At 39.7% G+C, this 11,661-nt stretch carries 10 protein-coding genes; 5 read left to right on the forward strand and 5 right to left on the reverse strand.

All coding sequences use genetic code 11. The features are described from left to right. The first annotated feature begins 86 nt into the window (after positions 1–86). Positions 87–794 carry an HlyD family efflux transporter periplasmic adaptor subunit gene (locus ABIN91_RS06705; protein ID WP_348049772.1) on the forward strand — a complete coding sequence of 236 codons (708 nt, stop codon included), beginning with the start codon at positions 87–89 and terminating at the stop codon, positions 792–794. 1,198 nt (positions 795–1,992) lie between these two features. Here the strand turns inward: ABIN91_RS06705 and ABIN91_RS06710 are convergent. Next, positions 1,993–2,652 carry a TetR/AcrR family transcriptional regulator gene (locus ABIN91_RS06710; protein ID WP_348049774.1) on the reverse strand — a complete coding sequence of 220 codons (660 nt, stop codon included), beginning with the start codon at positions 2,650–2,652 and terminating at the stop codon, positions 1,993–1,995. 6 nt (positions 2,653–2,658) lie between these two features. After that, positions 2,659–3,930, reverse strand: a complete 1,272-nt coding sequence (locus tag ABIN91_RS06715) for an aminotransferase class I/II-fold pyridoxal phosphate-dependent enzyme (RefSeq protein WP_348049776.1) — start codon at positions 3,928–3,930, stop codon at positions 2,659–2,661. A gap of 302 nt (positions 3,931–4,232) precedes the next feature. Here ABIN91_RS06715 and ABIN91_RS06720 point away from each other — a divergent pair, with 302 nt between their 5' ends. From ABIN91_RS06720 to ABIN91_RS06735, 4 genes are all read left to right on the forward strand, one after another. Further along, positions 4,233–4,688, forward strand: a complete 456-nt coding sequence (locus ABIN91_RS06720) for a LuxR C-terminal-related transcriptional regulator (RefSeq protein ID WP_348049778.1) — start codon at positions 4,233–4,235, stop codon at positions 4,686–4,688. 107 nt (positions 4,689–4,795) lie between these two features. Continuing rightward, positions 4,796–5,404, forward strand: coding sequence for a hypothetical protein (locus ABIN91_RS06725; RefSeq protein WP_348049780.1), 609 nt, complete (start codon positions 4,796–4,798; stop codon positions 5,402–5,404). 108 nt (positions 5,405–5,512) lie between these two features. Continuing rightward, positions 5,513–6,004, forward strand: a complete 492-nt coding sequence (locus ABIN91_RS06730; RefSeq protein WP_348049782.1) for a MauE/DoxX family redox-associated membrane protein — start codon at positions 5,513–5,515, stop codon at positions 6,002–6,004. A 78-nt stretch (positions 6,005–6,082) separates the two neighbouring features. Continuing rightward, entirely contained in the window at positions 6,083–6,373 is a 291-nt protein-coding gene (locus tag ABIN91_RS06735; RefSeq protein WP_348049784.1) for a hypothetical protein, read from the forward strand. An 84-nt stretch (positions 6,374–6,457) separates the two neighbouring features. Here the strand turns inward: ABIN91_RS06735 and ABIN91_RS06740 are convergent, their stop codons facing one another. From ABIN91_RS06740 to ABIN91_RS06750, 3 genes are all read right to left on the reverse strand, one after another. Then, complete coding sequence (locus ABIN91_RS06740; RefSeq protein WP_348049786.1) at positions 6,458–7,075, reverse strand: thioredoxin-like domain-containing protein; 618 nt, start codon at positions 7,073–7,075, stop codon at positions 6,458–6,460. A gap of 14 nt (positions 7,076–7,089) precedes the next feature. Further along, positions 7,090–8,418, reverse strand: a complete 1,329-nt coding sequence (locus ABIN91_RS06745; protein ID WP_348049788.1) for a RagB/SusD family nutrient uptake outer membrane protein — start codon at positions 8,416–8,418, stop codon at positions 7,090–7,092. A gap of 71 nt (positions 8,419–8,489) precedes the next feature. Continuing rightward, the coding region (locus ABIN91_RS06750) for a SusC/RagA family TonB-linked outer membrane protein (protein ID WP_348049790.1) at positions 8,490–11,661 on the reverse strand (3,172 nt) is incomplete at its 5' end.

The following is an 11,661-nucleotide window of genomic DNA, read 5'->3' on the forward strand; positions in this document are numbered from 1 at the left end:
TAGGGTCCTTCATATGGTAATATTACTATAATTCAAAGAATCTTGAATTATATCTAAAGTCCTATAAAAGGGATTCGTTATTATTTGTGAACCACTATGAATCCGAAGATGCCCTGGATAAACTAAAAGCGACTTATTACAATCTTTTACAAACGCAAAATCAAGCCATTCAAAACTATAGATTAAATAAAGCGAGGGTTGATGAGACAGAGAATCAAATACAACAATTTGAAATCATGGACCGTGAAAAACTACTGAATTTAAAATTAAGTTTAACCTCAAACTATAACGACCTTTTGGATGGAATAAATACCTGGGAGCAAAAATATACCTTTCTAAGCCCGTTTAATGGTCAGGTGCAATTCCTGAAGTTTTGGAATGAAAACCAGTATGTTCAGAATGCGGAAGAACTGTTCACGCTGATCCCCGAACAGAACCAGATTCAGGGGCAAGTTAACTTGCCATCCTTGGGCGCGGGTAAAGTAAAGCCCGGTCAGGAAGTGATCATCAAACTGGAAAATTATCCATATACCGAATATGGAAGTGTAAAGGGTAAAGTAAGGTCTATTGCACTAACACCAGGGACATTGAAATCCAAGGACCAAAGTTTAACGAACAATTATCTGGTTACTGTTGATTTAGCTAATGGTTTGAAAACCAATTATAATACGACCATTGATTTTAAATTTGAATTAAAAGGGTCAGCCGAAATTATAACGAAAGAGCGAAGATTAGGATCGAGGTTATTTGATAATTTAAAGAGCCTTATTGAAAAAGAGCCAGAGGTAAAATAAGTTTTCGATGGTTTCCTAATTCGGTAAAACTCGTTGGAATAAGGTACTTAATTGATTAAGGATAAACCTATAGAATTACCAATAGAAATGTAGTTAAAACATTAGAGTATTTACTATACACCGGGTAATAAATTAGGTTCCATCGACTCTGATGGTACTACATAATAGTTAAACAGGAATATTTTAAAAACAAATGAAATTATTAGAGCCAGTGTAACCACTATGAATAATTGCTTTGTTAATCTCAACATTTGAGTGTTATTATATACACGTTAGACTTAATCATCAAAAGTAATTAAAATCTTTTCTTTAGGCTTATGATTCTGAACCATGGTCTTCACTGTTGCAATAGATTTTTATGATTACTTTCATATCTCTCTATTTCAGCAATAACTGTTTCTTTTCACGGTAAAACACAATGCCATCTTCTTTATTGTAGATTCCTGTGTTTTCCTCATAAATTTCTGTTGCAACCCTATATAGTTTATCACAGCAATTCTATTTCAAGAGTCATCCAACAGCGAAAACCGTTCTCGAAAAATTTTATCCAGCGGGTATATCACTCCATTAAAGCACAGAAAATCTATGGTCAATCGCAAAAAAGTAAAAAGCTGTTTCAATAAAAATAATTTTCATTGAATTAAAACTAAATGCTTACCTTTAGGATGTAGCAAATGCAGTTAAAACGTATTCAAGCAAAGTGAGCTATTCGTGGAGTTCGGAGGGCTGACGCTTGTAAGATGCTAAAAATATGATAGTTAGCTGGTAGGTTCGATTCCCCTACGGGCTTGACGGTGAGAATGTTTACGTTCAAATAAACCCGGGCGCTTGAAATCCATCGTTTTATAATGAAAATGACTACGCTTATATGTCTTACCCTGACTTGGGCTATAGAATTCTTGCCCTATATCGTTATTGAGGAATAATCAATTACTTTTATCAATATAAATATTCAATAGGAACAAATTGGAATTTATTTTGGATAGTTTTTACTAATCATGATTAATGCTAGGAATATCACTGATTATTCGTTGTCAACCTTGAAATTAATTTCAAGTATACATGACACACATGCTATCATTTGGGAGCGATCACGCAAATTGTCAAACATCATCAAATTCCTGTTACCAAAAGCAATATAACCACCTGATAGTGGTTACATCATTGACACTTCGGCCTGTTGGCGATACCGGTGGTCTTATCCTATTTTATCACGTGCCGGTATTTTTAAATAAGTGTCCTTTAGAATTTGACATATCGCATTTTTTATTCGTGTCAGCCCGGTTTCTGTATTGACATCGATCTGGCAAAATAAGCTATCGTTACTTTTAGCATGTAAAACCATATAATAAACTCCTGCTACCAATAATCCAGTAACCGCTCGTAAGTCAACATCCGTGTTGTGAAAAAAAGGGTCGGCCAAATCAAAAAAATCTTTTCCTACCTTCTCTCGTTCCTCCGCGACATCAAACATCACTTGACTCCGTTCACTGATCTGCCAAAGAATCATTTTTTGCATCTCTTCATCTTTAGAAAAGTAATCGAGTTGATTGATCAGCATTTCTTCCAATATTAGCCTGGTGTCAATCCCTTTTTTTGCGGCTATTAGCTCACCTGCGTTTCCGGCGGCATCTACCCAGTAATCCTTACTTTTTATATAAATTTCAATCAGTTGATCTAAATTGTCGAAATAAAAGTAGATTAATCTTCGGTTCACACCCGCCTTTTTAGCAATGTTAGAAGCCGTAAGGCCTTTGTAGCCATATTCACGTATAACGATACCAACGGCCTCAATCAGCTTTTGCTTGGATCGCTCTTTATCGTTATTAGGCCCTTGGTATGTTTTTCTTATACTCATGACATTTTATAGGGAAATATGCAACTTTTGATTTACATAATCAAATGCGTTTAATGCTAGGTCAAGTTGTTCTTTGGTATGTGTTGCCATTAGACTTGTTCTGATCCTGGCGTTTTTTCGGGCAACGCCGGGATAAACGATCGTATTGGCATAAACGCCAGCCAACAATAATAATCGGCCTGCATGGCCCGTTTTATGGGCATCGCCAATTTTTACTGGGATAATAGCAGATTCTGTATGGCCTATGTTAAGTTTCATATCAGTCAGCCCTTTTTTAAAGTAGATTACATTGTGTAATAATTTTTCACGCCATTCAGGCTCTTCGTCTATCAAGTCCATTGCTTTTATCAATCCGGCGGCGGCTGGTGTAGAGGTGGAGGAAAATACCTGTTGCCGGGATTGAAACTTTAAAAAATTGATGATTTCCGGTGACGCAACGACAAATCCTCCGATATGTCCAAAAGCTTTACTAAGTGTACCTGTAATAATGTCAACTTGATCAAGTAGGTCGAAAACTTCGATAGCTCCACGACCGGTTTTTCCTAATACGCCAATACCATGTGCATCGTCAACCATCAGGTAAGCACCATATTGTTTGGTCAATGCCAATATTTCTCTCATTTTCGCCAAATCACCATCTTGCGAATAAACGCCGTCGATGATGACTAATTTGGTCTGATATTTACTTTGTGCTTCTTTTAAAGCCCTTTCTAAAACATCCAAATCATTATGTAGAAATATTTTTATGTTCGTGTCTTTACATCCCTCATAAACACTCGCATGAACCGCCATATCAACAATAGCGATGTCATCTTTTTTCAATAATGCCAATAAGGTGGCACTGTTGGCCGTATAGCCAGTAGTAAAGACGAGTGCCGTTTCCGGAGGCCGATTAAAGAAGGAAGATATTTTTTTCTGTAACATCTCATGGTATTCGTGGTGTCCCCCAATGAGGGGCGAAGCGCCGGCTCCCGTACCATACTTCTCTATGGCTTCAACCGTCGCTTGCTTGACCTTGGGATGCTGGGTGAAATTTAGATAGTCATTTGATACCAGGCTAACACATTTAATGGGTTCGTCGTTGAATGGTGAAGTGACCCACATTTCTGGCCCATTACCCTTTTTCGTAGTAAGAAACCGGAAATTCATTTGTTCATTATCTTTCATGTAATCTGTAAACTCTTGAAAGAAGGCTGCGCGTTCAAAAGCGTCAATACCTGAAATGTTTTCGAAATCTTTGAAAGTTGCCTTGGCGAAGTTGATATTATGTTTTGTCATTGTCTGAATAAATTTATTGATTTATGAGAGCCAATCCTGATAAAAAGAACTTCCAATAAAGTTAATTTAAATTTCTCAATGGTGTGAAATTTAAATTAACTTTGTGTATTATAATTTATATATTATTAATATGCTTATTCAGAAACTAATTCTTATAAGTCATAATTGATAAATCTCCTCCATGTAATTAAGGTCGGCCTGTCGACAATGGTTTCTATACTTTTTGATACTTGCTTATGCGCTTACTTCCTTTCCATTCCCATATTATTTCCTGGCTATTCATTGTTTTCGAATTGTTGCTTATGGCTTATCATTGGGGGCGTTATTACGCGGTTAGGCATTCCTGGAAAAAATGGCCGCCCCTGATCGTGTTATCACTGTTGTTGAGCTGGAATGTTTTTTTTGGATACAGTTGCGATTTTTTTGTGCTGGTCAATGTCAATACTATCGCGCTGATGGTTGCGGTGATCTTGATGTTGACATCCTTTTTTTACAGAAAAACGGATACCGAAGACCTACCGGATGGAGTGATAGATTTGGAACCATCGGATCGTTTTATAGAAAATTGCCGGAAATTCATGTTGTCCCCACGGGAACTGGAGGTAGTTCTGCTGAGCAGGAAGGGCCTTAAGAATAAGCGGATCGCGGAGGAGTTGTTTATTTCGGAAAGGACGGTTGAGGGCCATTTGCGGAATATCTATGATAAAGTGGGCTGTGATCGTAGTAAACTGGTGCTAATCAATAGGCTGAACGGTTAAAATAACTGCTGGTAGGGTAAGTGATTACACGTGGTTGATCGGATCAGGGGTTAGCACCTATTGCGCTTTTGCGGCTTGGGTTGCACTTTTGATTTTAGCCAATCAAAATGCAAAATACGAAATCCGGAGATTTGAATGATAGAGCCAACGAGTTGCTGGAGGTGTTAAGCCTGATGTTCCCTGTATCGCCAGGCTTCAGGGTGGATTTCAGCAAGCTTCCTGCTACGCAATATTGTAGGATTAAAGAAGTGATTTTGTTACCGCCTGCTTATGCCCGTTATGCCTGGTATAGCGTAAATGTCTGGTTGATGGCCAGTTTAATTGATGAGCAGGGTGCCGACCGGGTAGTCCGTTTCTACGGGCCCGGGCAGATCTTTACCGATCCTTTAAGTTTTTTTAAGGCGAAGCCTTCGGGTTTGAAATTGTCGGCTTTAACACCGGGATTGTTGTTATCGATGCGACGGAATGGGGTGGTTGAATTGAAGAAGTACCCGGAGACGCATGAATTGGTGACGAATATCCTCTTGCTGGAACAGCAAACTGAGGCGTGGCGATCAAGGGTGATGGGTTTGCACGACAAGGATAAATTAGCGGCTTTCGCAGAAGCTTACCCTTTGCACAAGATTCCTTCTAAATATGCGGCTTCTTTCTTGAATATGGGCACTGCTAATTATTGTCGGGAAAGAGCGGCGTATAATGCTGAAAATCGGGATTGATATTTTTCTGCCACGAAATGTAATCAATAAATGGATAAAACAAATTGTTGAGGGACAATTTGTTAAGGGGTTTTTCAGCAGAGATTTGAAATAAGCAAATATCTATACATGGAAAGTTCATTATTTATCAGCAAAAAAGATACCTATGTCGTGCTCGTTTCGGTCGCATTCATCTTGTTCTGGTTCTTTGCCGCAGGCTCTAAACTTTATGATTTTGGCGAGTGGAAACAGGAGATGGATAACCAAGTATTTTCCAGAAGGATTACTTATGGAATCATATATACTTTGCCAGCCTTAGAAATCATGATCGCTGCCTTACTTGTCCGTTCGGCGACAAGGCTGATCGGAATGATACTTACTTTCGGCTTGATGGTGATTTTTACGATCTATGTTGGGCTGGCCTTGTTGGAAGTCTATAGTCGCACTCCCTGTAACTGCGCTGGATTAATGGGGCAAAATAGCAGTTGGGCGGCCAATTTTAAACTAAACTTGTTGATTACGGCAGTTGCCGGAGCAGGTCTTATATTAACCTCTAAAAGTAAAGAAAGGAGGAAAAAGGGTATGGATACTGTGGTGTCACATGCCCCATTGACGACATGATGGGTGCACAAACCTCCCGCATCGAACGATCCCGGGTGCCGGTTGTATAATGGGATTATTACCTTAAAATCAAAAAACATGAAAACCAATACAGTAACAAAATTACCTAAGATGGCCTTTGGATTAGGCTTCGGGTTATTATTAGCCATTGTGACGATGAGTTCGTTTAAAGCCGGACATAAAGAAGTGGATTCTTACCGCTATAACCAGACAACCCAACAGGATTGGGATAGTGATATTGATCAGGCATCAAGTCATTATTCATTGGTCTCCGGGTCGTATTCCTGCGGGTCATCCTCGAAAATATGCACTTACACATTGGTAGATGGCGTATTTACACAAGATGCCGAGGGTTCATATACCCCCTGAATAGTTCATTATAATTTAAGGCTGTCGCAAGTTTGCGGCAGCCTTTTTGATGAGGAATCTTCTGACAGCATTAATGATCGACATTCATTTGGGTGTATTAGCTAAAACATCCTTAATGAAAGCAATGAGCTTCTCAGGCTCATAATCGGGTCTTGGTGGATGTGTTGAAATTACTTGTCCCGAGGGGCTAATCAGTAATAACTGGGGATAAAGGTTTTGCGGGACGTACTTTTTAACAAAATCATTATTTGCTCCACAACCACCCGTATACAGAACGATAGTGCCAGGTACTGGATAGTATTTCCCCGCCCAAGGATTGAATTTCGAGGGAACCGAATTTTTAGTGACACTGAGCATCCATTTTGTCCTGTCCTGATCGATGGAAATACTTAAAAATACAATATTCTCTTTAATAAGCTGATCATGTACGGTATGTAAACCTTTATTCGCGGTAATACATGCCCCGCATCCGGAATACCATAGATCCACTACGATAAACTTTCCTTTAAAATCAGATAGCCGGACACTTCGATTTAGGGTATCTCGGAACGCAACATTCAAAGCTTCACTACTATCTTCCTCTGCAATATTTAAATGACCTTTGATGTTTATGCGGGTCGCTTTAATGGTGGAAGACTGCAAAATAAATGAGCAAAAGCTGATTAGCAATAGGCTAATTAATAGTTTAATCTTATTTTTCATATGGAGGAAATGAGTTATCGGTTGTTTTGTTGAATGCCTGAAAGTGATAGTACATCAGGGGGGATTGGCAAGGCATAACGTGGGTCATTCGGCGGGAGTGTATAAATTTGTCCGTTTAGATTGCGGGTAAGCGTAATATTATATCCTTCTTTGTTTAAACGCCTGATGTCGTTCCAGCGCAATCCTCGCAACACCAATTCTTTTCGTCGCTCTGAAAGGATAGTGTTTAATAGGGCTGTTCCCTGTATTCCTGTAATGGGAGTAAATGCTCCGTTTTTGTATCTATTTGATAATAAGGCGTTCAAATCACTCAATGCTTTGTTATTATCATTGTTCCTTGCTTCGCACTCGGCCCTTGTCAGGTATAACTCATCCGTTGCCAGGCCATTTGAAATTACTGAACTCCCCGAATAGCCTCTTTTCCTGTTGATATAGGTTCCGTTCAAAGAAAAGTAGATCTTTTTCCTCAAATCATTTTTAACATAAGATCTATACAATATGGTGTCTATAGAATAACCTTGTGAGGTAATGACATACAAAGTGGGATTAGCGGTAGCAAGGTAACTCTGATAAATGATCTCATCATTATTCAAAGTAAACGGAACCGTGGCATTTGAGTCGACTTTATTGTAATCAATTAATTTAGGCTGTAATGAAAGGGCACTGTCCGCGTATAAACCAGCCTGTTTATAATCACGCATCGTTAAATAAATTCTTGACATGAGTCCATAACCGGCAGATTTAGAGGGGCGGTTTCCGTTTGCCTGAGCAGTTTTTAAACTGATTAACATACATGCTTGTTTGGTATCTGATACAATCTGATCATAGGTCTGTTGGAGTGTTGATCTTGTCGAAGGAGCGTTAATATCAGCGGTAAGCCTGATAGGTATGCCTAAATCGGAACCGGATGTATTACTGTCATAAGGCAAAGCGAATACCTGTGCCAGGTCAAAGAAAGACCAGGCCCGAATAAACAGCGCAGTCCCTTTGATATTATCATAGGCGATGCTGTTGGAGGCATCGCGACTAATGTTATCTAATTGTTGCAATACAACATTGGTGTAAAGCACTTGCTTATAAGGTAAATTCCAATCAGCAATTGCACCACTGCCGGCGAAAATGTCCTTTGCCCAAACATAAGCGTTGGCATCTTTCAGGAGAAATTGGTTATTCCATTCACTAAAGCTCATGTAATAATCATCGGCAGATTGTTCACCTAAAACAGGGCTTCGCTGTAGGTCAGTCGTGTTATCCAGAAGTAGCTGTAAATCAGGCAGTGTAGTCGGTACGTTTAGGTTGCTTGTTGGTTTCTTATCTAAGAAACCTTTATTACAGCTGATCATGATTGGTAAAGAGCAGATTAACAGTGCTATATGCACGTATTTGTTACTTTTCATTTGAATATGTTCTAATTTTAAAAATTAATTTTTAAACCTAAAGCGTACGTTTTCGGACTTGGGTATATCGCACTCCCGTTAGGTACATTGTCAGGATCTAAGCCGGCTTTATTTGCCTTCCAAAGTATGCCGATGTTGTTGATATAGGCATAGATCCGAACATTTGTAAACGGGAGGTGGGGGAATTGGTGTTTGCTGATGTCATAGCTCAGACTGATATCCCTTAACCTGATATGATCTCCTTTTTCGATTAGAACGCTTGAATATCTATAGACAAGGTCCCTGTTGCTGTTTGCCGGATAGATCAGGGATGGAATGTCGGTTTTGATTTCATCTCCCGGTTTTTGCCAGCGGTTGACATATTCTCCATCAGGGAAATTAATAGACCCGGTAAAGAGATCACTATAACTTATCCCCGGCCTCCTAAAGTAGTAACCAAATTTATAGGTGATATTGAGTGATATCGTGAATTGTTTCAGGGAAAAGTCGTTTCGTAAACTGCCGTAGACCGGAGGGTTTACAGGGCCCTCATATTTGAGGTTCGCCAGGTTGGTCGAATTAAAGATCGCCGTATAATTTTTTGAGACGGTATTATCCAACATGATCTGGGGGTTACCTAAAGCATCCAGCCCGGCCCAGTTCAAGCTATATAGAGAATAAAGAGGGTTACCCTCGATTGGACTGATCCCGGTGGTGATCGCGCTCCTTAAATTTGTTGGTTTCAAAAGGTATTTGGTTACCTGATCCTTTGCATAGCTAACCAAAAAGGCAGTGTTCCATCTAAAAACCCCATCAATATTCCTGGAATTAAATACCACATCGATCCCCTTTGATGCCATGTTAGCAGAATTGCCCTTAAAAGTCGTTACCCCGGTTGTGGGGTCAACATTGCTGGTGCCGATAAGATCGGCACCTGTTTTACGCCAATATTCAATAGAGCCGGTTATCCTGTTGTTTTTGCTGCTGAGATCAAGTCCGAAATTCAGGTTACGGATCTTCTCCCATCTTAATTCTGCATTGGGTGGATTATTGAGCGATGAGTATGGAACGTTATAGTAATTTGCGGAACCTACGGTTGCCGTTACTAAGGAAGACAATGTATTGTCAACATTGCCCTGGTAACCACTCGTTATCCTCAAGCGAACATATGGTAGCCAGTTAAGATGATAGAATGTTTCTTTACTGACCTCCCAACTCCCTCCGACTGACCAAAGGGGGATACCTTTTTGGTTAGTGCTGACCCCGAATAAGTTTGACTCATCTTTTCTGCCACTGGCGGATAAGATATAACGATCCCTGAAAGTATAGGCCATGTTGGCAAAATAAGATTTGAACCTATTTGTGGTGGCTAATTGGGATGCCCTGGGGTCAATTTTGGAGGTTCCGTTAGTAGGTGTTAAGGTATAATTTGTTGTATAATCAATAGCTGAACTCGATCCTAAATCACTATAACCATATAAACGATTCGTGGCGTAATCCGTATTGATATCCCGGATTTCATAACCACCTAATGCGGATAAACTATGTAGATCATTCCATTGATGTGTATAATTGATTTGCCCGCGAACGTTTTGCGAAGAAAAAATCTGAATAGTTTTATCCAAAATCCCACCTGGGGGTACGGGTCTGGTATAAATGCCCGTGGATGGATTGTATTGGGTAAACTGGTTGATGTAATCCCTCGCGTAATAACTTGCTGAACCATATAATATATTCTGAAAAGAGTTCCCCTGATCGTACTGGTATTGAACGGATGCATCCAATCCTGGCGAAACATGATAACGTAAAAGTGTGTTGACCCTGTATTCCGTTAACTTGGTGATATTATTATCCGTATTCAATTCATCGAGAGGACGGTAATTCCAATCTAATAAATTTCCATGTCCAAGCGTATCGACGTAGGGCTTCCTGTAGGAATACGGGATGCTTAAATTAGTCCCGTTCTCGTCTTTGAGCTTTAAATAGGGGTAATTGACGCCGATGCCACTTATCCCGTTATTGTCTGTCGTGTTTTTTGTAAAATAGACGGCATTCGTTAATTCCAGCTTTTTCTTTAGAAAGGTATACGTGTTAGAGCCATTAATACTGATACGGTTAAAATCATTCCGTTGCAGGCTGGTCAAGTCTTTATTAAAACCCGCACTGACATAGTAAAGGTTGTTTTCGCCCCCGCCTGAAATGTTTAGATCGTATTGCTGGTTGATTGATGATCTATAGAGATATTTTGAAATATCATCTCTGGTATCCTGTCCGGTGTAGGGATTAATTAATTTGGCTGAATCAGTCGAAGAAATCAAGTTGCTTCTTCTTTTTAAAAGGATTTCAACGACTGGTGAAAGAACCGGGTGACTGGTGCTTGTTATGGATGCGTTATAATACCCTTTGTTAAAAAGGTATTGCTCCACATCAATAAAATGCGCGGAACTAAGCTGAGGGGCATACCAAAGGTTAGGCTTTTCACCAATAGTCACACTGCTGTTGATTTCTATTTTGGCTGCCTGATTATATTTACCTTTTTTTGTAGTGATCACAATGACGCCGTTCCCTGAAAAGGCACCCCATATTGATGCCGCCGCTGCATCTTTTAAAACAGTAATTGATGCGATATCGTTTGGATTGATTGCAGATAAGTCCCCATTATAAGGAAAGTTATCGACGACGACCAATGGATTAGGATTGGCATAGATGGTGCTTCGGCCTCTAATGCTCAAGGTTGAAGGATTACTACTATTGCTGATGTTGATATTCTTATTAAAGATCAGGCCACTGGTTATCCCATCTAAACGGTCAACGATATTTGTACTGATACTTCTGTTGATTAATTTATTATCAATTTGAACAAATGATCCAGTCGCTCTTTCTTTGGGCAAAGTTTGATAACCGGTAGACACGATATTGATTTCTTGCAGGGCACCGGTATTCCTGCTAAGCCGAACTTGCAACGAAACTTTATTTTTTTGATTGAAGCTTATTTCAGCGGTTTGATAGCCGATATAGCTGATGATCAATTTGCCGGTTGAGGCTGTCGTGCTGATCATAAATTCTCCGTTTTCGTTAGTTTTCGTTTGGGGCCCATAAGGTTTGATCTTGACAGTTGCACCGGAGAGTGGCTTGGCCCCGGACATATCTGTGATTCGGCCGGTTAGTTTGGTATTGGCCTGGGCTTTGGAAGTAAATTTTAGGCAAAGC

Origin of the sequence: Mucilaginibacter sp. (assembly GCF_039921305.1) — a bacterium.
Classification (GTDB): Bacteria; Bacteroidota; Bacteroidia; order Sphingobacteriales; family Sphingobacteriaceae; genus Mucilaginibacter.

Excerpts from the sequence above, each read along its gene's own strand:
- ABIN91_RS06720 (WP_348049778.1), top strand. The coding sequence starts at position 4,233 with ATGGCTTATCATTGGGGGCGTTATTACGCGGTTAGGCATTCCTGGAAA.
- ABIN91_RS06735 (WP_348049784.1), top strand. The coding sequence starts at position 6,083 with ATGAAAACCAATACAGTAACAAAATTACCTAAGATGGCCTTTGGATTA.
- ABIN91_RS06710 (WP_348049774.1), bottom strand. The coding sequence starts at position 2,652 with ATGAGTATAAGAAAAACATACCAAGGGCCTAATAACGATAAAGAGCGA.
- ABIN91_RS06730 (WP_348049782.1), top strand. The coding sequence starts at position 5,513 with ATGGAAAGTTCATTATTTATCAGCAAAAAAGATACCTATGTCGTGCTC.
- ABIN91_RS06740 (WP_348049786.1), bottom strand. The coding sequence starts at position 7,075 with ATGAAAAATAAGATTAAACTATTAATTAGCCTATTGCTAATCAGCTTT.
- ABIN91_RS06745 (WP_348049788.1), bottom strand. The coding sequence starts at position 8,418 with ATGATCAGCTGTAATAAAGGTTTCTTAGATAAGAAACCAACAAGCAAC.
- ABIN91_RS06725 (WP_348049780.1), top strand. The coding sequence starts at position 4,796 with ATGCAAAATACGAAATCCGGAGATTTGAATGATAGAGCCAACGAGTTG.
- ABIN91_RS06715 (WP_348049776.1), bottom strand. The coding sequence starts at position 3,930 with ATGACAAAACATAATATCAACTTCGCCAAGGCAACTTTCAAAGATTTC.